The organism is Caulobacter sp. 17J80-11 (assembly GCF_014349105.1).
Classification (GTDB): Bacteria; Pseudomonadota; Alphaproteobacteria; order Caulobacterales; family Caulobacteraceae; genus 17J80-11.
The window spans coordinates 17,046-38,087 of sequence record NZ_JACSJI010000006.1; the positions used below are offsets into that span (position 1 = coordinate 17,046).

Genomic DNA, 21,042 nt, shown 5'->3' on the forward strand with positions numbered 1-21,042 from the left:
CGCCTCGCTCGCGAACGCCAATACACTAACCCCCCGAACTTCGCCCCCGGCGAAGCCCTTGATCTAGCGCTCGAGTTACCCGAGAACAGCCCTGCTCGGCAAGGTTTGCGGTGGACGGAAGACGATCGTGCAGGTTGCGGCGGCGCAAGTATTTCCCCTGCCGCAGTACCGGCGCGTCTGGGCCGGTTCGCCCGGAGTTTACGCCCTGCCGGGGCTCGCCGGCTTCGTGCCCGAGCTCCAGTCGTTCAGCCGTCGCTTCGAGCCGGGCCGCACGGAGGCGGCGATCGGCTGGGGACTGAAGCCCAGCTCGGTGCTCGCCCGGCGGACGGCCGCCCGCGAGGGCCTGCCCTACATCGCGCTCGAGGACGGCTTCCTGCGCTCGGTGGGCCTTGGCGAGCTGGGCGCGCGCCCGGTCAGCCTGATCGCAGACGATCTGGGCGTCTATTACGACGCGAGCCGGCCTTCACGCCTGGAGCAGCTGATTCTCGACGCGCCTTCCTGGGCCGACGCGCGGGTCGCGGGCGAGGCGCGCGAGGCGATCGGCCGGATCGTGGCGGCCGGGCTTTCCAAGACCAATAGCGCCCCGCCGCTGGCGCCCGGCGCCTTCGCCGCCCGCACGCGCCGGCGCGTCCTGGTCGTGGACCAGACCTTCGGCGACGCTTCGATCCGCTACGGCGGCGCCGAGACTGCGACGTTCGGTCGCATGCTCGACGCGGCGATCCGCGACGAGCCGGACGCCGAGATCGTGGTGCGCCGCCACCCCGCCGTCTCCGCCGGCGCCAAGCGCGGATGCCTGCCGCGCGACCTGCCGGCCGGCGTGCGGGTGTTCGACGCCGACTGCCGCCCCGCCGACCTGCTCGCCGAGGTGGATGCGGTCTACGTCGTGACCAGCCTGCTCGGCTTCGAGGCGCTGCTGCGCGGCTTGCCGGTGCGCTGCTTCGGCACGCCGTTCTACGCCGGCTGGGGGCTGACCCGCGACGAGGCGCCGGCGCCGCGCCGGGGGCGGCCGCGCACGCTCGAGCAGGTCTTCGCCGCCGCCTACATGCGCTACTCGCGCTATCTCGACCCGGTCACCGGCGAAGCCTGCGACATCCACCAGGCCATCGACCGTCTGCTGCTGTTCCGGCGCCGGGCGGACGAGAACGCCGGCTACACTGCCTGCCTCGGCTTCGCCCCCTGGAAGCACCGTCCGGTGCGCGAACTGCTGGCCTCGCCCCGCGGCCGGGTGGAGTTCTTCGCGACAGCCCCGGCCGCGGCGCGCGCGGCGGAACGCAATGAGGGGCGCGTGGTCTACTGGGCCGCGCGCGAGACCCCGGCCATGCGCGAGGCCCTGGACGCCGGCGCGGCGCCTGCGGCGCGCATGGAGGACGGCTTCATCCGCTCGCGCGGGCTCGGCTCGGACTTCTTCGGAGCGGCGTCGGTGTCGATCGACGACCTCGGAATCTATTACGACGCCTCCCGGCCCTCGCGGCTGGAGACCTTGCTGCAGACCGCCGAGTTCGACGACCGGCTGCGCGCCCGCGCCGCCCGGCTGCGGGCCGAGGTCGTGGCCCGCGGGGTCTCCAAGTACAACCTGGCCGGCGGGGCGCTGGACCATCCGCTCTGGTCCTCGGAGCGTCGCAAGGTGCTGGTGGTCGGCCAGGTCGAGACCGACAAGTCGATCGCCAAAGGGTGCGAGGACGTGCGCACCAACGCCGACCTGCTGCAGCGGGTGCGCGCGGCCCACCCGGACGCGGTGGTGATCTACAAGGAGCACCCGGACGTCACCGCCGGCAACCGCCCCGGCAGGTTGTCGGCGGAGGCCGCCGCCTTGGCCGACCTCGCGGTCGAGAACCTCGACGTGGCGCGCTGTCTCGAGCGGGTCGACGTGCTCGCCACGATGACCTCGCTGGCGGGCTTCGAGGCGCTGATGCGCGGCAAAGTGGTGGAGACCTGGGGTCGCCCGTTCTACGCCGGCTGGGGGCTGACCCAGGACGCCCTGGCGATCCCGCGCCGCACGCGACGGCTGACCCTCGACGAGCTCGTCGCGGGCGCGCTGATCCTCTACCCGATCTACGTGTCCAGCCGCACCCGCCTGCCGTGCGAGCCGGAGGACCTGGTGCGCGAGATCGCCGCCGCGCCGCCGGCGTCCGGCGGCGGGCGCAAGCTCAGGATGCTACGCGCCGTGCTGGGTTCGCTGCTGTCGCGGGAGGCCGCGCCGGCCTGGTGACCGGCGGGCTTAGCTCATTTCCAGAGGCCGCAGGCGTCGACTACCGGCACGCGCGGCCGGGGCAGGGCGCGGAATTCGTCGTGGGCGACCAGGGCCAGCACCGCGTTGGCGGTCTCCAGCGCTTCGGGGAGCGGCTTCAGCACCAACTCGCCCGGGTCGCGCAGGGCGTCAGCGTAGGGCTCGGCGCAGATCACCCGTCCCGGGTAGCGGGCGGTGAGCGCGCGGGCGATGTCCAGAGACGGGCTTTCGCGGAAGTCGTCCACGTTAGGCTTGAAGGCCAGGCCCAGGCACGCGACCACGGCCTGCGGGTCGGCCTCCAGCACCGCTCCGATCTTGGCGAGCACGAAGTCCGGCTTGCCGTCGTTCACTTCGCGTGCGGTGCGGATCAGACGTGCCGCCTCGGGCGCCTGGGCGACGATGAACCACGGATCGACGGCGATGCAGTGACCGCCGACGCCGGGCCCGGGGGTCAGAACCGACACGCGCGGGTGGTGGTTGGCCAGCCGGATCACCTCCCAGACGTTCAGGCCGACCTGGTCGCAGACCATCGACAGCTCGTTGGCGAAGGCGATATTGACGTCCCGGAAGGCGTTCTCGGCCAGCTTGACGAACTCCGCGGTGCGGTCGTCGGTCTGCAGCAATTCGCCGGATGTCATGTGTCGATAGAGCGCCGCGGCCCGACGCGCCGCGCGGGGCGTGGCGCCGCCGACGACGCGGTCGTTGATCGCCAGCTCCTCGAGCGTGCGGCCCGGAATCACCCGCTCGGGCGAGTAGGCCGCGTCGACGTCGACCTCCGCCTCGGGACGGCCGTCCTGCGGGAAGCGCAGGTCGGGGCGCGCCGCGGACAGGCGTTCGATCATCCGGCGGGTGGTCCCGACCGGAGAGGTCGATTCCAGCACCACGAGGTCACCGCGCTTGAGCACGGGGGCCAGCGCGTCGGCGGCCGCGTCGACATAGGACAGGTCCGGCGTGCGGAACTGGTCGTGGCCGACCGGGGTGGGCACCGCGATCAGCCAGATGTCGGCGGGCTCGGGCGCGAGTACGGCGCGAAGCCGGCCGCCGTCGACGACGGCCGACAGCAGCTCGTCGAGGCCGGGCTCCACGATGTGGGCGCGCCCGGCGTTGACCGCCTCGATCACGCGCGGATCGACGTCGATGCCAATCACCTCGAACCCCGCGCCGGCGAGGCACGCGGCGGTGGGTAGGCCGATGTAGCCGAGCCCGACCACGCCCACCCGGCCGCGCGGGTTCGGCGCGGCGTCGACGACGCTCAGGGTCGGCATGCTAAAATCCCCTCGACAATGCGCTCGGCGGCGCGGCCGTCCCCGTACGGGTTGGCGGCGGCCGGATGGGCGTCAGATTCCAGCGCGGCCGCAACCCCTTCCACGATGGCGTCCGGTCGGGTGCCGACCAGCCGCGCCACGCCGGCCTCCACCGCCTCCGGCCGCTCGGTGACGTCGCGCATCACCAGCACCGGCTTGCCCAGCGACGGGGCCTCCTCCTGCACGCCGCCGGAGTCGGTGAGGATCACGCGGCAACGGGTCATCAGGTAGACGAAGGCCTCGTAATCCACGGGCTCGATCAGGTGCACGTTGGAGCGGGCGGACAGCAGTTCGCGCACCGGCCCGCGTACGTTCGGGTTCAGGTGCACCGGATAGACGATCTCCACGTCGGGACGGTCCGCGAGGCTCGCCAGAGCGCGGCAGATGTTGCGGAAGCCTTCGCCGAAGCTCTCGCGCCGGTGGCCGGTGACCAGAACGAGCTGCTTGGTGGGGTTGAGAAAGGCGAAGCGTTCCGCCAGGCGGGCGGCTACGGCCGGATCGGTCGCGAGGCGCCCGACCGTCAGCAGCAGGGCGTCGACGACCGTATTGCCGGTCACCAGGATCGCCTTCTCGCCGAGGTTCTCGGCCAGCAGATTGCGGCGCGCGCGTTCGGTGGGCGCGTAGAGCTGGTCGGCGACCACGTCGACGACCCGGCGGTTGAACTCTTCCGGCCAGGGTTGGTCGATGCGGCCGCTGCGCAGGCCGGCTTCGACGTGGCCGATCCGAACGCGGCGATGGAAGGCGGCGGTGGCCGCCGCCGCCGCGGTGGTCGTGTCGCCGTGCACCAGCAAGAAATCGGGGGTTTCGGCCGCAAGGGTGGCGTCCACGTGTTCCAGCACCCGCGCGAACAGGCCGTTTAGGGTCTGGTCCGGGCGCATAACTTCGAGGTCGACGTCGACCTTGAGATCGAACAGCTCGAGCACCTGGTCGAGCATTTCGCGATGCTGGCCGGTCGACCACACGCGCGTCTCAACCCCGGCGGTCTGCTGCAACCGCCGGACCACCGGGGCCATCTTGATGGCTTCCGGGCGGGTGCCGAAGACGACGGCGACCTTCATCACCGCCGCGCGGCCTGAAGATCAGCGGCGTGCAGCCTCGACGCGCTGGCCGTCGTCCGGTGAGCGCGGGCTCGGCTCGAATAGATTACATACGTCAACGCAAATACTCCCGTCCCACCGAAGAGTTGGCGGGACGACCATGGAACAGGCTTCGCCGGTTTGAATACCGGACCGCACCGCTGATCGCAATTAGGAGTAGAGCGAAACAAGCGTGGCCTGTCGCGCGTTGCACCTCCGCGCTGCGGGAATGCGAGGCGAAATGCACGACCCTGTTCTGGAGGGACGGATTCGAGCGGCCGTGCGCCGGTGGAAGGCCGGCGACGACCCACACGACGTCAATCGCTTGGTCGGAGAGCTGACCCGTGAGTTGGGAGGGGGGCGACGTCCGGCGCTCGGCGTGGTCCCGGTGCGTCGGCCGCGCCCAGACGCCCCCGGAAGTGCGGGGAGGAGCTCGCGCGGAGGTTGAGGTCGCGCGGTTGTGTTTGCCCGGCGGATGCGCCACAAGCCTGAATTCCTCAGGGTGTCGGGGTTTTTCGCACTGTGTTGGCGACGAGTGACGGCTGGCGTCGGATTGAGCGCGAAGAGACCTGGGTGCGTTTTCCGCTGGAGGCGGGGGCCGTGCTGGCCTTCGAAGGCAGCCTTCGCGGGGCGGAGGACGCCCCGGCCAACAGCCTGGTGGTCCGTGTGCGGCTGTTTGACGCGGACGGGGCCCCGGTTGACGACCGGCCCGGCGGGCTGTCGTTCTCCGAGGCGGCCGGACTCTACTTCTATCCGCTGAAGTCGGCCGTCCCCGGCGGCTTCCAACGCACGCTCGCGCGCCCGGACCGGGTCGCCCAGGTCGAGCTCTCCCTGCAGGTCTGGACACGCGAGGGCGAGCTGAGCTTCGAGACCGCCGGGCTGGCCGCGTGGGCCATGCCGGCCCCGCCGCCTCGGACGGCTCCGCCGCCGGCGCGGGACCGCGGCCTGTCGGCCAAGAAGCTGGCGACCGCGGACCGGGCCCTGCTGCGCGACACGCGACGCCGGATCAGCGAAAGCCTGAGCGCCTGGCGCCGGCCCCTCTATCCCGAGGACGCGGCCTGGATGGACGCGGTCGCCCCGCTGGTGATCGAGCGGACCGCCGACGCGGGGCTGGCGCGCAAGCTGGTGCGGCGCTGGCTGAAGGCCGGCCGGGTCAGCGACGCGGCGCGCTTCGTGGACCTGACCGAGGATCCGCACACCCGCCGCGAGCTCGGCCGCCGCGACCTCGCCGAGCAGGCGGCGGCGCACGTCGGACGGCGCGCCCGGCGCTTCAGCCAGCGCGCGCCCGGCGTGCTCTACCTGCTGCACAATTCCCTGCCGTTCCACTCGGGCGGCTACGCCGCGCGCGCCCACGGCCTGCTGCAGGGCTTCCGGCGGGCCGGCTGGGAGACCTTCGCGGTCGCCCGGCCGGGCTATCCCAGCGACCGGGCCGACGGCGCGGAGCCGCCGCAGGCGGCCTATGACATCGACGGCGTGACGTACCGCTTCCTGCGCCAGGACGTGAGCGTCGAGCAGGCGGACCAGCCGGGCTATGTCGAGGCCTACGCCGAGGCGGTGCTGGACGCGGTCCCGCACGAGCGGATCGGCGTCGTCCAGGCCGCGTCCTTCTACTACAACGCCTTCGCCGGGCGGATCGTGGCCGACCGCCTGGGCGTGCCGCTGGTCTACGAGATGCGCGGGCTGGAGTGGTTCACCCGCGGCTCGCAGGAGCCGCGCTGGCTGGACAGCGAGCAGGCCGCGACCATGCGCGAGCTGGAGCTGCGCGCCGCGCACGCGGCCGACCTGGTGTTCGCCATCACCGGCGCGCTGCGCGACTGGCTGGTCGAGAACGGCGTGCCGGCCCGCAAGCTCGCCCTGCTGCCCAACGGCTGCACGGCGGACCGCTTCAAGCCGCGCGAGAAGAACACGGCCCTGGCCCGTACGCTGGGCTTTAGCCGCAGCTTCGTGGTCGGCTACATCGGCTCGGTGGTGTTCTACGAGGGGGTCGAGCTGATCGTGGAGGCGGTGCGGCGCGCGCGCGAAGCCTCCGGCCAGGACATCCGCTTCCTGCTGGTGGGCGACGGGGCCGGCATGGCGTCCGTGCAGCGGGCCATCGCGGCCCACGGCGGCGAGCGGTTCGTCGTCGCCACCGGCCGGGTCCCGCACGACCAGGTCGAGGACTACTACTCGGTGATCGACGCCATGGTGCTGGCCCGCACCGACCTGCCGGTCTGCCAGGTAATCTCGCCGCTGAAGCCGGTCGAGGCCATGGCCATGGGCAAGCCGCTGATCACCTCCGACGTGGCCGCCATCAAGGAGATGATCGATGCGTCGGGAGGGGGGCTGCTCTACCCGGCCGGCGACGCCGAGGCGCTGGCCGGCCGGATCCTGGAAATGGCCGCCTCCGAGCCCCTGCGCCGCGAGCTCAGCGCCCGCGGCCGCGCCTGGGCGATCGAGGCGCGTGACTGGGACGCGCTGGCCGCCGACGCCCTGGCCGACATCCGCGCGCGGCTGTTCAAGGACGCGGAATAGGCGCGCCGCTTTCCTAAGCTTGGCGGTATCGGTAAGCTCGCGTCCTGATTGAGTGGGGCGTCGCCCCTCCTGGGGCGGGTCCATGCTGCGAGAAGTCTCCCAATCCCTGACCATTGCTCAGGGTGAAACGATCGACGTCACGGGCGACGAGGCGATCTATCCGTGGGGCGGTTCGGCCTGCGTCGGCTTCCTGATCTATGACGCCAACGATCCGGACCAGATTCCGGTCTCGCTGATCAACGACGGAACGGTCTCGGTGTCTTCGGCCGCGACCTATGTCGTGGGCGCCCAGACGGGCGACGGTCGCTTCTGGGATGCGGTGTTCGAGAACGGCGTCGGCGGTGTTTTCTCGGTGACCGCCACCGGCGACGGCTCCACCGCGTTCGGATTCTGCACGCCCGGGCCGAAACGGGGGAATGGCTACGCTCTGTTCTCGCCGGACTTCGTCAACCACGGCACGTTTGAAGTCAGTTCGGCGTTCGACGCCGTCGGCGTGGTGGCGTGGGCCGCGGATTTCAATCTCAATTTCACGAACACGGGGACGCTGCAGGTCCGCGCCGATCACGTCGCCGTCGGCGCTGAAATCCATACCGGGGCGTACGGACCTGGCGTTTTCGACAATACCGGTCTGATCGACGTCGCCGGCGGGGCCTGGGCGCTTGGCGTGACGGTCGATGGCGGGCTCTCCCTCTTCCAGAATTCCGGCACAATCCGGGCGACGGATGCGGTGGAGGAGTCGGCCAGCGTCGCCGTCATGATCTCCCACCTCCAGGTGGACGAGTTCACCATCGTCAATTCAGGGGTGATCCAGGGCGAGTACGCCGTCTATGTGGATCAGACCAACATTTGGCCGGCGGCGGAGTCCGTTGAGATCCTCGTCAACACGGGCGTCATTGCGGGCGACGTCTATCTCGGCCTCGGTGCGGACCAGATCCACAACACCGGACGCATCACCGGTCTGATCGACCTCGACGCCGGCGACGACGTGTACGACGGCGCTGAAGGTGAGCTGAGAGGGGCCGTGTTCGCCGGTTCAGGCGATGACCGCGTCTCTGGCGGTGCGTTGAACGAGGTCTTCTTCGGAGAGGGCGACTCGGACCGTATCGACGGCGGCGGCGGCGACGACTTCATCGACGGCGGCCGGGATTCCGACGTCCTGGACGGCGGGAGCGGATTCGACACCCTGTCCTACGCCACGGCGACCACGCGCGTGGTCGCCGATCTGGCGGCCGGGACGGTCGAGTCCTCGGGCGTGGATCTGGTCGCCAATTTCGAGCACGTGATCGGATCGGGCTTCGGCGACCGGATCTCGGGGGGGAGCGGAGGCGAACTGCTGGAAGGGCGGGGCGGCGACGACGTCCTGTCGGGCGGCGGCGGGGCGGATCTGCTGTTCGGCGACCACGGCGCCGACACCCTGACGGGAGGCGCCGGCGACGACGCCTTCGCCTTCAACGCCGGCGACGGCGCGGACACCATCACCGATTTCAAGGCGAACGGCGCGGACCAGCTGTGGATCTACGGCTATGCCGGCTATCAGGCGTTGCGCCAGGTCGGGGCCGACACGCTGGTGGTTTTGTCCGACACGGATTCCATCCTGCTTCGGAACGTGCAGGCGGCCAGCCTCGGCGCCGCGGACTTCGTGTTCGACGCCGTTCCGCTGGTTGATGTCCCGGACGCGACGATCGTCCCGACGCCCACGCGGATTTCCGACGACTTCGTCGTGTACGCAGACGATCGGATCGATCACGGCTTCGTACTTGATCAGCGCCCCAATCAGCTGGCGCCGTCCGTCTACAACACGGGCACGATCCACATCGAAGTTCCCCGGGTCGTGGGCGACTACGGCGTCAGCGCGGCGGTCGCGTTCGAACAGGGCGACTACCCGCCGATCCTCCAGCCTGAGATGTTCGCCTCCGCGGCTGTCTACAATCAGGCGTCCGGCGTCATCGAAGTGGTCGCGTCGGGGCCGTACGCCGCGCGCGCCTTCCTGGGCGGCCCCTTGTCGGTCGACCTCTACAACGCCGGCCTGATCCGGGTGTCGTCCGCCGGCGCCTACGCGACGGGCGTTGAAAGCGCCGACCAGACGTTCGCCTTCACCAACGTCGGCGCCCTCCATGTCGACGCCGGCGGCCAGGCCACGGGGGTGGTCCAGACGTACGGCGGGTCCGCCTGGAACACCGGTGAAGTCCTCGTCGCCGGGGGGAGCGGCGCCTGTGGCGTCCGGATGAACGGGCCGTACGCGGCGAGCTTCGTCAATTCCGGGACGATGCGCGTCACCGTGTCTGCGGAGGGAGTCGACAGCGTCGGAGTGGCGTTCGACAACAACATCGGTTCCGGCCTCAGGATCATGAACAGCGGTCTGATCGAGGCCGACGTCGCGATCCGCGAGATCGCGACCAACGCGGCGTCATCGCTGCTGGTCAACGCCGTCCACAACACCGGGGAGTTGCGCGGACGCGTCGAGCTGAACGTCGGACGCGACGAAGTCTACAACGACGGCCTGATCACCGGCCGGATCGACCTGGGCGCGGGCGCCGACCTTTACGAGGGGCGTCACGGGACCGAATTGGGGGGCGTTTACGGGGGCGACGGGAACGACGTCCTGCTCGCCGGGACGGGATCCGACGTGCTCGACGGGGGCGCCGGGGCCGACCGGTTGAGCGGCGGAAGCGGCGACGACGTCATGACCGGCGGCGCCGGGGACGATCGCTTCCATTTCGAGGTCGGCGGCGGCTCCGACGTGATCACGGATTTCAGCGCGGGCGGCGACGAGGACCGGATCGATGTGACCGGTTACGACGGCTACCTCAGCGTTCAGCAGCAGGGCGCCGACACCCTGGTGGTGTTCTCCGCGGCGGACTCGATCCTGCTTCGGAACGTCCAGGCCTCCGCGCTTACGGCGGCGGACTTCCGGTTTTCGGCTCCCGCGCCGGCAGCGGCGGGTCCGATGCCGGTCGCGCCGCCTGCGCCTGAAGCGCCCGGCGCTCCGGCGACGCCGGAGGCGTATGGCCTTCAGGGCGGCGAGGGCGCCGACGTCCTGACGGGGCTGGACGCGTCCGACGTGCTGCAAGGGCTCGGGGGAGCCGACGTGCTGCACGGCCGCGGCGGTGCCGATCTGATCGATGGCGGTGCGGGCGCCGACGTCATGGACGGCGGCGAGGGCGACGACGTCTACGTGGTCGATGACCTCGCGGACTCGGTGATCGAATCGGCCGGCGGCGGTGTGGACACCGTTCGTGCGAGCGTGTCCTGGACCCTGCGCGACCATGTCGAGAACCTGGTCCTGACCGGCGCGTCGGCCCTCGACGGCACGGGCAACGACCTGGCCAACGTCATCACCGGTAACGCCGCGGAAAACCGGCTCGACGGGGGGCTCGGCGCCGACACGCTCGACGGCGGCCTCGGCGCGGACATTCTGACCGGCGGCGGCGGTGACGACCTGCTGACGGGCGGTGAAGGCGGCGACCTGCTGGACGGCGGCGCGGGCACGGACACCGCAAGCTATCTGGAAGCGGCCGCCGGCGTGACGGTCAACCTGACCAAGGCCGGCGCCCAGGCCACCGGCGGCTCGGGGATCGACACCCTGGTGTCGATCGAGAACCTGATCGGCTCGGCCTTCGACGACACGCTGATCGGGACGTCGGCCGACAACCTGCTGCGGGGCGGCGCGGGACAGGACGTGCTGACCGGCGGCGGCGGCGCCGACATGCTGGGCGGCGGGGCCGGCGACGATCTGCTGGACGGCGGAACCGGGGTGGACACCGCCGATTACTCGACCGCCGCGGCCGGCGTCACCGTCAACCTCAACGCCCTGGGACAGGCTCAGAACACGGGCGGCGACGGGGTGGACACCCTGCGCTCGATCGAGAACGTCACCGGCTCGGCCTTGAACGACAGCCTGCGCGGCAGCGCCGGCAGCAACATCCTGTCCGGCGGCGCCGGCGACGACGTGCTGGACGGCGGCGGCGGCCACGACAAGCTCTACGGCGGCGACGGAATCGACACCGCCTCTTATGCGAGTTCGACCGCGGCGGTGACGGTGCGGCTGACCACGACGGCGGCCCAGGTCACCGGCGGGGCGGGGTCGGACACCCTGGTCGGCATCGAGAACCTGACCGGCTCGCGCTACGCCGACCGCCTGACCGGCGACGACGGGAACAACGTGCTCAGCGGCGGCTCCGGCGACGACCTGCTGGACGGCGGGGCCGGGAACGACACCCTGGACGGCGGGCTGAACTTCGACACCGCCACCTACGCCGGCGCGACCGCCGGCGTGACGGTGAACCTCACCCTCACCGGCGCGCAGAACACCGGCGGCGCGGGGATCGACACCCTGATCTCGATCGAGAAAGTCACCGGCTCGGCCTTCAACGACAGCCTGCGCGGCAATACCGGGGCCAACACCCTGATTGGCGGCGCCGGCGACGACGTGCTGGAAGGCGGCGGCGGCGAGGACCGGCTCGACGGCGGCACCGGGAACGACACGGCCAGCTACGCCCACTCGGCCGCGGCGGTGAGCATCAACCTCAACGCCGGCGGCACGCAGGCCACCGGCGGGGCGGGAACGGACACCCTGATCTCGATCGAGAACGTTACCGGTTCGGCCTTCGCCGACACCCTGCGCGGCAACGCCGTGGCCAACGTGCTGGACGGCGGGGCGGGGAACGACGTGCTGCTCGGCGGCGGCGGGAACGACACCCTGATCGGCGGGGCCGGAAACGACGTCATGACCGGCGGCACGGGCGACGACCTGTTCGTGTTCGGCCCGAGCTTCGGCCAGGACCGGATCGAGGACTTCGTCGCCGGCGGGACCGAGGACCGGCTGGACTTCTCGGCCTACACCGGCACCGGCGTGACCTGGACCCTGACGCAGGTGGGCGAGGACGCGGTGTTCAGCTTCTCCGACGGTTCGACCCTGACGCTCGCGCACGTGCAGGCGTCGAGCCTGTCGCAGACCGGGGCGTGGGGCTGGGGGTGAGGACGTCCGGAACGCGCCTGGACGCCCGGGTTCGCGCGCGGCTGTTCGAGGACTAGCGGTCGAAGCGCTCTTCGAGCAGGAGCCACGGCACGCGGGTGACCGGCTCCTTGAACAGCACGGTCATGGTGGCGTGGGGGAACATCTCCAGCACCCGGGCGGTGTCGAACCGCTGCAGGTGGTAGGACGGCAGCGGCAGGGGCTCCAGGTACGGCACCGACATGATCAGCCGGCCGCGACAGACCCGGCGCAGGTGGTCGATAGCCGGCTGCAGCAGCGGGGTGTCGAGGTGCTCGAGCACCTCCATGCAGAGCACGGTGTCGAACGACTTGTCCGGGAAGTCGAGCTCGGCGACGCTCATCTGCCTGAACTCGACCTGCTTCGGCATCTTGCCGGTGTGGTCGACGATGTCGATCGCGGCCTGGCGTTGATAGCGGCGCGACTTCGCCAGCATCTGGGTGAGGTAGCGCTTGCCGGGACCGACCTCCAGCAGGCTGTCGCCGCGGGGGATCCGTCCGAAGGCGTAGGAGATGCGCTGCCAGTCGTAGAGCGGAAACGACTTGCTGTGCTTCTCTTCTCCCACCCTCTGGACCAGGGCCTCCCGCAGCTCGGCGGCCAACGGGTGCAGATCTACGGCCGACAACTGAACTAGGTTCGCGCGCAAAAAATTGGCCTCACAATCGAGTCAGGTGAAAATAGCCGCCGGACAAGCGTTGGCAATGCGCACGCGCGCGGGCTTGGCGGACGGAAGCGGGGCTGGGGCGGCGGCGTGAGCGGAAGCCTTCGAGAGACGGCGGCGGCGCGCCCGCTCAGGCCCTACGAGCAGTTCCACGCTGCCCCGTCGCACTGGTCGGCGCGGCTGCCCGAGATCGTCGCAGCCAAGCTCGCCGACGGATGGTCCAGCGACGGCGAGCATGTCGCGCCGGGCGGGCCGATTCCCTGGACGCATCCCAACCGCCCCTTTGCTTCAAACCTGCACGCGTGGGCGCCGGTGAACCTGTACCTGCGCGCCTGGGAGCGCTTGGGCGACCGGGCCGCCCTCGCGGCCGCCGGGGCCTGGGCGGACGACTGGGTCGCGAGCTTCGCCGCGCCGCTGGCCGGCCTGGACGCCGAGGCGGCGGTCACGCGCGCGCTCGCGGGAGAGGGGAGCCAGGCCTGGTACGACCTGGCGGCGGGCCTGCGGGTCTATCGCCTGGCCTATCTGCTGGACTTGGCGTGCCGCACGCCCGAGCGCGGCGACCAGGAGATCGGGCGGCTGGCCGACGCGCTCAGCCTGCACCACCGCGTGCTGGCCCAGCCCCGGGCGTTCAGCGGGCACAACAATCACGGCGTGTTCCAGTCGCTCGGCCAACTGGCCGCGGCCCGCCGGCTGCCCGAACTGGATCCCGGCGGCGCCTACGCCGCCCTGGCGCGGGCGCGCCTGCAGGCCTGCCTGACGGCGCAGTTCTTCGACGAGGGCGTGCACCGCGAGCACTCGCCGGGCTACCACCAGATCCTGCTCGCGACCCTGATCGGGGCGCGCGAGGACGGCCTGCTCGGCGCGGAGGTCGAGGCCCTGACGGCGCGCGCCGAGACGGCGCTGGGCTGGATGATCACGCCCGGCGGCGGCCTGGCCCCGCTCGGCGACACGGAACGCAAATGGTACGGCGTCGGCCCGGGCTTCGTCGGCCGCTTCCGCGACCCGGCGGTTCGCGCCCTGCTGCGGCGCGGCCGGGGCGCCCCCGCGCCCCCGCTCGGCGTGCAGGCCTATCCCGAGGCCGGTCTGGCCTTCGCGCGGCTGGCCGGGGCGGACGGGCGGCCCGCCTACCTGGCTCAGGGCGCGGGCTTCCACTCGCGGGTGCACAAGCACGCCGACCACCTGGGCTTCGTCTGGTGGGACCGCGGGCGCGAGGTGCTGGCCGACCCCGGCCGCTTCGCCTACCTCGGCCGCACCGAGCCGGGCTCGGACCTGCGCGAGGCTGGCTTCTGGTACGCCGATCCGAGGCGGATCTACGTGGAGAGCACCCGCGCCCACAACGCGCTCGAGATCGACGGGCGCGACCACCCGCGCCGGGACGGCGAGGCGTTCGGCTCGGCCCTGAAGGGCGCGCGCGAGGCCGACGGCCTGGCGGTCACCGAGTGCGCCTTCACGCGCGGCGACGGCCTCGCTTTCCGCCGCGTGCTGGTCATGGCCCCGGGCCGCTACCTGCTGGTCGTCGACGAGGCCGTGGATCCGGCCGACGCGCCCCACGCGGCGCGCCAGTGGTTCACCTTCGCGCCGGAGTGGCGCGTCGCGCGGGTCGCCACCGGCTTCGTGGCCGAGAGCGCGACGCCGCCCCCCGAGCGGTTGACCGTGCTGAGCCTGGACGGCGCGGCGCTGGAAGGGCCGTGGCGCGGACGCGAAGAGCCCGACCTGCTGGGCTGGGTGGCCGAAACCCCGAACCGGCTCACGCCGGCCTCGACCGTCTGCTTCCGGCGCGAGGGGACCGCCGCGTCGTTCGCCACCCTGTTCGCCTTCGGCGACGCGGAGCCGGCGGCGGCGCAGGCTCTGCCGGCCGGGGCGGAAGCGGCCTACGCCTGGACCCAGGCGGGCCGGCCGGTGCAGGTCGTGCTGAGCCGCGACGCGGACGGCCTGCGGGCGCGGGAAGCGGGCGCTCTCGCGTAAGGGGCGAGTGACGTTCGTCGAACTGCGCGCGACCACTTCCGCGAGCTTCACTGTATCGCTAGTTTCTCGCTCTGATTGAGTGGGGCGTCATGTGTCCCGCTTTGATTTGGGGGCGAGCATGGCGGCGCGGGTCATCACTGAGGACACCTGGATCCGGGTCGACGAGACCGTGCTGATCGAGGAGGCGGTCGGCTACCAGTTGGCCGGGGGCGCTCCGCCGTCGCCGTCATTTCACAACGCGGGGGCGATCTCCGTTGTCTCCGCCAACTTCGGGGTCGTCGGGTTCAGCAACAGCTATTCCGGGACCTTCAACGCCTCTCAGTTCGTCAACGAGGAGACGGGTTCCTTCCTGGTGGTTGCAACCGCTGCAGACGCGACCGCGTGGGGTTTCGATGCGGCCAGCGCGTCCGCCGACTTCCGCAACGCGGGCTGGTTCGAAGTGCGCTCCGCCGGCGACGCGACCGGTGTCGAGACTTGGGATTCGACCTTCGACTTCGCGAACAGCGGAGTGATTTCCGTGTCGGCCGCCGAGTACGCGACCGGCGCGTTCCTGGCCAACGGAGGCACCTGCGACAACGCGGGGCTGATCTACGTCCGCGGCCAGTCGGGCGCTGTCGGCGTCATGCTGCGCGGCCACGCTTACGGATTCTCGAACTCTGGGACGATCGTCGCCGAAAGCGGTCCCGAAGGCGACCCGAGCGTCGCGGTGTTCCTCGACCCGTTTCAGGAACACGAATACGTCCTGACCAATTCGGGCCTGATCGCGGGGGATATCGCGATCCTCTCCGGATCTGAGATCAGTCCCGACCCTCAAGCCGTCGAACTCGTCGACAATTCGGGAGAGATCTACGGTGCCATCTTCCTCGACAGCGGCGACGACGTGCTGGTCAACAGGGGAGAGATCACCGGCCTGATCGACTTGGGCACGGGCGACGACGTCTATGACGGGACGCTGGGTTCGCACGACGGCATGATCTTCGCCGGTCAGGGCGCCGACCGGCTTACGGGCGGCGCGCAGGGCGAGATCTTCTACGGCGAGGATGGCGACGACGCGATCAACGCCGGCGGCGGAGACGACTTCGTCGACGGCGGACGCGGCTCGGACATCCTCGACGGCGGGGCTGGTTTCGACATCCTGTCCTATATGGAAGCGACGACCGCGGTAGTCCTCGACCTCGCCGCCGGCACGGCGGACGGCCCCGGGCACGACACCATCCGCAATTTCGAGCGAGTGATCGGTACGGCGTACGACGATCGGTTGACCGGCTCGGCCAAGGCGGACGTGCTGGAAGGCGGTTACGGCGACGACGTGATCTCCGGCGGCGGCGGCGGCGACACCCTGCTCGGCGACGTCGGAAACGACGTCATTACGGGCGGGGCGGGCGACGACCGGTTCGTGTTCTCGCTCGGCGACGGCCAGGACACCGTGACGGACTTCCAGGCCGGCGGCGCCGAGGATCGGCTCGACGTCTACGGATACGCGGCCTACCTCGAGCTGCGTCAGGTCGGCGCCGACACGCTGGTCGTGCTGTCGGCCAGCGACTCGATCCTCCTGAACAACGTGCAGGCGTCCGCCCTCACCGCGGCCGATTTCTGGTTCAACGTCGAGCCGCTGGCCTCGGCTGCGCCCCCGCCGGCGCCGGTGGGGCAGCAACGCGTTGAAAACGACTTCGTCGTGGACGCCGGCGAGGTGATGCACGTCGTCGTGCCGTCCGGAAGCGGGTTCGTGTTGACAGAGCCTAAGCTCTTTTTCTCGCACGCGGCGCTGTTCAATCTCGGCACGATCCGCGTCGAGCGCGGGGGCGGGCCGACGGCGGGCTCGGCGCCCGTCATCGGCTTCTCCTTCTCCAACGGCGCCTTTGCCTGGTCCGTGATCGACAACCGGTCCGGAAGCGTGATCGAGGTGACGTCGCGTTCCGACGCCGGGGCGATCGGCGTCTACTCGCCGAGCTGGTCGGGGGACGTCTACAACGCCGGTGCGTTCACCGCAGCCTCACTCGCCGGCTACGCCCGCGGGGTCGCGACCTGGTCGCCTGAGTTCTTCGACTTCGTGAACACCGGCCAGTTCCATGTTGCGGGCGCCACCTTCGCGACCGGCGTCGAGATGCACAACGGCGGCAACTTCTGGAACGTGGGCGAAATGGTGGTGGCCGGCGGCGCCGGCACGGTCGCGGCGCCCGAGACCAGCTACAACGACTCCAGCGCCGTCGGGGTCCTGCTGCGAGGCGACTATACGTTCGACAACTCGGGAACCCTGCGGGTCACCGACACGTCGGCCGGGCTGAACAGCATTGGACTCTCGTACAGCAACGCCAGCGGCACCAAGGTCTTCTTCAACTCCGGCCTGATCGAGGCCGACTACGCCATCCGCCAGGACGAGTGGACCTCGAACGAGGCCGCCGCCACCGAGCTCGTCTACAATTCCGGCGAACTGCGCGGCCGGGTCGACCTCGGGGTCGGGGGCGACGAACTGCACAACACCGGCCTGATCACTGGGCGTGTCGACCTGGGCGCCGGCGACGACCTCTACGACGGCGTCGGCGGAACCCAGCTGGGCGGCGTCTATGGCGGGGCCGGCGACGACGTCCTGACCGGCGGTTCGGGGGCGGACGTCTTCGACGGCGGCATGGGAGCGGACATCCTCGTGGGCGGTGCGGGCGCCGACACCCTGACGGGCGGTTCCGGGGCCGACGTCTTCCGCTTCGCGACGGGATCCGGGGCCGACGTGATCACCGACTTCTCGGTCGCCGAGGACCGGATCCAGACCGACCTGAGCTACACCCTGAGCCAGCAGGGCGCCGACACCCTGGTCAGCTTCGCCGGCGGCGGTTCGGTGGTCCTGCGCAACGTGACGGCGTCGTCGCTCGGCGGCGCAAACTTCACCGCGGTTCCGGCGTCGACCGCGCCCACGCCGCATCCGGAAGTGGGGATCACGGGCACGTCAGGCGCGGACTCGCTGGCCGGAACCAGCCTCGCGGACACGATGCGCGGTCTGGACGGGGCGGACTTCTTGCAGGGCGGCGGCGGTTACGACTTCCTTGAAGGCGGGGCCGGGAACGACATCCTCGTCGGCGGGGCGGGAAACGACACCCTGTTCGGCGGTTCCGGCGCAGACATCTTCGTCTACGCCGCCGACTACTCTGACGACACCATTCTGGACTTTAATCCGGCCTCGGGCGACCGGCTGCAACTTGTCGGCGCCCAAAGCTTCACCGCTTACCAGGACGGCGCGGACGTCAAGGTCGTCCCCTACTTCCCAGGCATTCCTGCGACCATCATCCTGAAGAACGTCAACCTGGCCCAGGTCCAGGCGGGCATCTCCATCGTCGCGTCGGGGCCGTCGGCGCCGCCGGCCACCGTGCCGGGACCGCCAGCCGGTCTTCCTCGACCCGATGAGCCGACGGTGCCGGCGGCTGACGCGCCGCAAGCCGCCCCGATCGTCGGGGGCGCGGGCGCCGACACGCTGACCGGCGGGGCGGGCCGCGACCTGATCTCCGGCGGCGCGGGGAACGACACCCTTGTGGGCGGGGCCGGCGTCGATCGCCTCTGGGGCGGGGCCGGGGCGGACGTCTTCGTGTTCCGCCCGGGCGACTCCGTCGCCGCCTACCAGTACGGCGCGCTCGCCGACATCATCTACGATTTCAGCGCCGCCGAAGGCGACGTGATCCAGTTGGAAGGCGTGGCCTTCGGCGGCGTCAACCAGTACGGCGACGACGTCCTGGTGCAATTCTATGCCGCGCCGAGCGACCAGGGCGGTGAAATCCTGATCCGGAACGCCACGGTCGAAGAGGTGCGGGCCGCCCTCTACTACACGCCCGCGCCGGCCCGTCCGACCGGCCCGCTCGCGATCGGGGGCGGCGGCGGCGGCGACCTGCTGACGGGCTCTGAGGCCCGCGATCTCATGCAAGGCTTCGCCGGGGACGACACCCTGCGCGGCCTGGGCGGCGACGACGAGCTGCAGGGCGGGGCCGGCGACGACGTCCTGATGGGCGGCGCCGGCGACGACCGGCTGGACGGCGGCGTCGGCTTCGATGCGGCCAGCTACGCGGACGCCGCCAGCGGCGTGACGGTGAGCCTGGGCGTCACCGGGCCGCAGGCGACCGGCGGCGCCGGGCGCGATACCCTGGTGGGGATCGAGGACCTCGTGGGCTCGGCCTTCGCCGACGTGCTGACCGGCGACGCCGGGAACAACATCCTGGCCGGCGGCGCGGGCGACGACGTGCTGGACGGCAGCGGCGGCGACGACCTGTTCGACGGCGGGACCGGGGTGGACACGGTCACCTACGCCAGCGCCGGCGCCGGCGTGGCCGCCGACCTGACGCGCGCCGAGGGGGGCGACGCCTTCGTCTCGGTCGAAAACCTGACCGGCTCGGCGTTCGCCGACACCCTGCGCGGCGACGCGGGCGCCAACGTTCTATCGGGCGGGGCGGGAGACGACGTGCTGGAGGGCGGCGACGGCGCCGACCGGCTCGACGGCGGCGCCGGGATCGACACCGCCTCCTACGCCGGCGCGACGGGCGGTGTCCGCGTCAATCTCGGCGTGATCGGCGCCCAGGCCACCATCGGGGCCGGCTCCGACACCCTGATCTCGATCGAGAACGTGACCGGCTCGGCCTTCGCCGACACCCTGCGCGGCAACAGCGGCGCCAACGTGCTGATCGGCGGCGCAGGCGACGACGTGATCGAGGGCGGTTCGGGCGCCGACCGGCTGGAGGGCGGCGCGGGCGTCGACACGGCGACTTACGTCAACACCGCCGGCGGCCTCGGGGTCACCGTCGACCTGCGGCTCACCGGCCAGCAGAACACCGGCGGGGCCGGCATGGACGTGCTGCTCGGGTTCGAGAACCTGACCGGCTCGCGCTACGACGACCGGCTGACCGGCGACGCCGGCGCCAACGTGCTGGTCGGGGCCGGCGGTGCGGACGTGCTGTGGGGCGGCGCCGGGAACGACGTGCTCGACGGCGGCGCCGGGACGGACACGGCGGTCTATTCGGACGCGGTTTCCGGCGTGACGGTCAACCTGAACGCCCTCGGCTCGGCCCAGAACACCGGTGGGGCGGGAACCGACACCCTGCTGTCGATCGAAAACGTGATCGGCTCAGCCTTCAACGACAACCTGCGCGGCAACGCGACCAGCAACGTGCTGGACGGCGGCGACGGGAACGACGTGCTGGACGGCGGCGGCGGCCACGACAAGCTCTACGGCGGGGCTGGGATCGACACCGCCACCTACGCCAACTCGGCCGCGGCGGTGACCGTGCGGCTGACCACCACCAACGCCCAGGTCACCGGCGGCGCGGGGTCGGACACCTTGGTCGGCATCGAGAACCTGACCGGCTCGCGCTACGACGACCGCCTGACCGGCGACGACGGCGCCAACGTGCTGACCGGCGGCTCCGGCGACGACCTGCTGGACGGCGGCGCCGGTGACGACACCCTGGACGGCAGCCTGAACTTCGACACCGCCACCTACGCCGGCGCGAGCGGCGGCGTGACGGTGAACCTGACTCTGTCCGGCGCGCAGAACACTGGCGGCGCGGGCGTCGACACCCTGATCTCGATCGAGAACGTCACCGGTTCGGCCTTCAACGACTCCCTGCGCGGCAACACCGGGGCCAACACCCTGATCGGCGGTGCCGGCGACGATATCCTCGAAGGCGGCGGCGGCGAGGACCGGCTGGACGGGGGGGGCGGGATCGACACCGCCTCCTATGCGCACTCTGCGGCGGCGGTGACCATCAACCTCAACGCCGGCGGCACGCAGCCCACCGGCGGGGCGGGGACCGACACCCTGGTGTCGATCGAGAACGTGACCGGCTCGGCTTTCGCCGACACCCTCCGTGGCAACGCGGTGGCCAACGTGCTGGACGGCGGCGCCGGCGCCGACGTGCTGCTCGGCGGGGGTGGAAACGACGTCCTGGTGGGGGGCGCCGGGAACGACGTCATGACCGGCGGCACGGGTGACGACCTGTTCGTGTTCGGGCCGGGCTTCGGCCAGGACCGGATCGACGACTTCGCCGCCGGCGGGACCGAGGATCGGCTCGACTTCTCGGCCTACACCGGCACGGGCGTGACCTGGACGCTGACCCAGGTCGGCGACGACGCGGTGTTCAGCTTCTCGGACGGGGCGACCCTGACCCTGGCCCATGTGCAGGCGACCAGCCTGTCGCAGACCGGGGCGTGGGGCTGGGGGTGAGAGCGGCGGCGTGAGCGTAGGACGCCGCGATCATGGCGGGAACATCTCCAGCACTCGGACGGTGTCGAAACGCTGCAGGGGTAGGACGCGGCGCAAGGGCTCCAGGTAA

At 71.3% G+C, this 21,042-nt stretch carries 8 protein-coding genes; 5 read left to right on the forward strand and 3 right to left on the reverse strand.

Annotated elements, in window-relative coordinates; translation table 11 throughout:
* Window positions 1–127 precede the first annotated feature (127 nt).
* Window positions 128–2,209, forward strand: coding sequence for a capsular polysaccharide biosynthesis protein (locus H8B08_RS08015; RefSeq protein WP_187449694.1), 2,082 nt, complete (start codon window positions 128–130; stop codon window positions 2,207–2,209).
* A gap of 14 nt (window positions 2,210–2,223) precedes the next feature.
* Here the strand turns inward: H8B08_RS08015 and wecC are convergent, their stop codons facing one another.
* Window positions 2,224–3,492: a UDP-N-acetyl-D-mannosamine dehydrogenase gene (wecC, locus tag H8B08_RS08020; RefSeq protein ID WP_187449695.1), complete on the reverse strand. Its 1,269-nt coding sequence runs from the start codon at window positions 3,490–3,492 to the stop codon at window positions 2,224–2,226.
* Complete coding sequence (gene wecB / locus H8B08_RS08025; protein WP_187449696.1) at window positions 3,480–4,589, reverse strand: non-hydrolyzing UDP-N-acetylglucosamine 2-epimerase; 1,110 nt, start codon at window positions 4,587–4,589, stop codon at window positions 3,480–3,482. Before wecB ends, wecC begins: the two co-directional genes overlap by 13 nt.
* 591 nt (window positions 4,590–5,180) lie before the next feature.
* On the opposite strand from wecB, the gene H8B08_RS08030 reads away from it, so the two are divergent.
* Together H8B08_RS08030 and H8B08_RS08035 are read left to right on the forward strand one after the other, a co-directional pair.
* Window positions 5,181–7,118 (forward strand): glycosyltransferase family 4 protein, encoded by a 1,938-nt coding sequence (locus tag H8B08_RS08030; protein ID WP_187449697.1) that lies wholly within the window; start codon window positions 5,181–5,183, stop codon window positions 7,116–7,118.
* An 82-nt stretch (window positions 7,119–7,200) separates the two neighbouring features.
* Window positions 7,201–12,096, forward strand: a complete 4,896-nt coding sequence (locus H8B08_RS08035) for a calcium-binding protein (RefSeq protein WP_187449698.1) — start codon at window positions 7,201–7,203, stop codon at window positions 12,094–12,096.
* A 52-nt stretch (window positions 12,097–12,148) separates the two neighbouring features.
* On the opposite strand, the gene H8B08_RS08040 is transcribed toward H8B08_RS08035, so the two are convergent.
* Window positions 12,149–12,736 carry a bifunctional 2-polyprenyl-6-hydroxyphenol methylase/3-demethylubiquinol 3-O-methyltransferase UbiG gene (locus H8B08_RS08040; protein WP_187449699.1) on the reverse strand — a complete coding sequence of 196 codons (588 nt, stop codon included), beginning with the start codon at window positions 12,734–12,736 and terminating at the stop codon, window positions 12,149–12,151.
* Window positions 12,737–12,862: 126 nt separating this feature from the next.
* Between H8B08_RS08040 and H8B08_RS08045 the strand changes: the two genes are divergently transcribed.
* Together H8B08_RS08045 and H8B08_RS08050 are read left to right on the forward strand one after the other, a co-directional pair.
* A complete protein-coding gene (locus tag H8B08_RS08045; RefSeq protein WP_187449700.1) occupies window positions 12,863–14,737 on the forward strand; it encodes a heparinase II/III family protein in 1,875 nt (624 codons plus the stop codon).
* Window positions 14,738–14,855: 118 nt separating this feature from the next.
* Window positions 14,856–20,933, forward strand: coding sequence for a calcium-binding protein (locus H8B08_RS08050; RefSeq protein WP_187449701.1), 6,078 nt, complete (start codon window positions 14,856–14,858; stop codon window positions 20,931–20,933).
* Window positions 20,934–21,042: the final 109 nt, after the last annotated feature.

Excerpts from the sequence above, each read along its gene's own strand:
- wecC (WP_187449695.1), bottom strand. The coding sequence starts at position 3,492 with ATGCCGACCCTGAGCGTCGTCGACGCCGCGCCGAACCCGCGCGGCCGG.
- wecB (WP_187449696.1), bottom strand. The coding sequence starts at position 4,589 with ATGAAGGTCGCCGTCGTCTTCGGCACCCGCCCGGAAGCCATCAAGATG.
- H8B08_RS08035 (WP_187449698.1), top strand. The coding sequence starts at position 7,201 with ATGCTGCGAGAAGTCTCCCAATCCCTGACCATTGCTCAGGGTGAAACG.
- H8B08_RS08050 (WP_187449701.1), top strand. The coding sequence starts at position 14,856 with ATGGCGGCGCGGGTCATCACTGAGGACACCTGGATCCGGGTCGACGAG.